Annotated in this window: 1 protein-coding gene; it reads left to right on the forward strand. The window is 60.1% G+C overall.

Going from position 1 to position 2,195, the window contains the following annotated elements:
• Positions 1 to 1,036: 1,036 nt before the first annotated feature.
• Positions 1,037 to 2,195: DNA cytosine methyltransferase (locus ACREC7_RS16395; RefSeq protein ID WP_431556753.1), on the forward strand; the 1,159-nt coding region annotated here is incomplete at its 3' end.

Raw genomic sequence — 2,195 nt, forward strand, 5'->3', positions numbered from 1 at the left:
ACCATGGTCGCGGCAATCAGAAGTCCTGCTGCGAGAGCTAAGAGACGCATCGTCGTTCCTCCGCTTTGTCGAGTCGCGTTTGCACGAGTCTCGTGAACGAAACTGGCGAGGGTGTGGCGGCGGCAAGGCCGGCAGCCTGAACGCGCGAGCTTCGATTATAGGCGCCGTGGCCTTCCATCGCGCCGGGGCATTGGCGAGGTGAGGGCTCTCGCTCATCGCGGTCCTTCCAGCTTCATCCTCTGCATTAAGCGCGTGTCATACCGGCGGAAGCCGGTATCCAACGCGCGAAGCGCAAAAGAAAAGAAGGTCATTGCCCGGCTTGACCGGGCAATCCAGTAACCGCTGCCGTCTGTCGTAATCAAGGTCCTGGGTTACTGGATGCCCGCCTACGCGGGCATGACACAGAATCCCGCGACGGAGATGCCGTCCGGGCTATGCCAAGGTCTCTCCCCCGAAGGGAAGCGGCGCGCCGAAAAGCGCAAACCTATGGTGTCCGCATCCGTTGCCGGATACGGCGGGCGCCTGTCGGCGCGCCACTGCGCTCAAGGTGCGCCAGGAAAAGCGCAACAAGAGCATGCGGCGTTCTCACTCCGGCGCCGGACCGCGTTTTCCAATTTTGGGTCATGCGCCAAGGCGGAAGGCCCGGTCGCGCACTCAATCATGCGCTCAACTAGGCCGAAGGCCGCTAGCGCAACCCAAAACGTCAGCCAGCTCCTGGCGGGGACTCGTAGTGGTCCCGAGCGGAGCCCCGGCGCCGCCCGAGTGCCTGATCCGCGTGACCAGACCCGCGGGCGCCGCGCCCCGTCCCGCCTCAACGACCGCCTCGCGATGGCGCCCTTCAGTGGACGGAGCGCGGCGATGATAGGGGGGCGTGGAGAGGCGGGGATAAGATTTTTTGGGGGTGAGACTTTACTTCTTTCTCGTCGCCAGTCGATCCCGCGACTGCCGCTCGCGGGCTGAAACGCCTTGACGGTTGCGTCCAATTCAGATTGAGCTCTGCTTGTCGAGGCTACAAAATGAAAGTCAGGAAGGCTCTGTGACCGGTCGACCGAAGCCTACAGCGATAGGATTGTTTGCTGGCGCCGGTGGTCTGGATACTGGCCTCCAAGCCGCGGGATTCAGAATTGCGCTCGCGGTCGAACGCGATGCTATCTGCTGCGCAACACTACGAGCCAATCACGGCTGGAAGGTCGTCGAAAAGGACCTCGTAGATACGACACCGCAGGAGCTACTGAAGGCTGGGAAGCTCCGTAGGCGTCAGGTCGATTTGATCTCAGCTGGGCCCCCCTGCCAGCCCTTCTCGAAGTCTGCGAATTGGGCCCCGACAGGGGTGCGCCGCTTGCGTGATCCCCGCTCCGCAACTCTTCATAATCTTATGGACCTCATCGGGCATGTATTGCCGCGTTGCGTCCTGATCGAAAACGTTGAGGGCTTCCGCCGCGGTGGCCTTCGCCTCGTATCAGCAGGCTTGCGACAGATTAACCGGGTCGCGGGGACCAGCTACCGCGCATCGTGGACAATACTCAACGCGGCTGATTATGGCGTGCCGCAAAAGCGCCGACGATTCTTTCTGGTGGCATTTCGCGATGGACGCGACTTTGAATTTCCCGAAGCGACGCACATCAACAACCCTGTGACCTGCTGGGATGCGATCGGGCAACTCTCTAAGAGGAAGCGGAGCGATCTCGCGTTGAAGGGAAGATGGGCGAAGCTCCTGCCCTCCATTCCCGAGGGACGCAACTACCTGTGGCACACTAATCGCGGCGGCGGTGACCCGCTATTCGGCTGGAGAACGAAATATTGGTCATTTCTGCTTAAGCTAGCAAAAAACGAGCCTGCGTGGACAATCCCCGCGCAGCCAGCACAGAACGCCGGGCCATTTCACTGGTGTAATCGTCAGCTGACCACAGCAGAAATGCTGAAATTGCAAACATTTCAAATTGATACGTTCTTGGCCGGGTCCCGCGCTGATAGGCAACGCCAGATAGGGAATGCGGTTCCCCCGCTGATGGCGGAAGCGATTGGACGAGCTATTCTCGCATCTCTTTCTGGAAAAAAGATTCGGAAGAAAGGGTATAAGCTCGCCATCCGACGACGGGGGACATCGCCAAAACCGTCCCGCGTATGCTCCCCAGACAAGATTTATTTACATATGATCGGCCGGCTCCCCCTTCTGACGACGGTTGGCGGATATG

This window comes from Methyloceanibacter sp. (genome assembly GCF_050728395.1).
In the GTDB taxonomy this organism is placed as follows: Bacteria; Pseudomonadota; Alphaproteobacteria; order Rhizobiales; family Methyloligellaceae; genus Methyloceanibacter.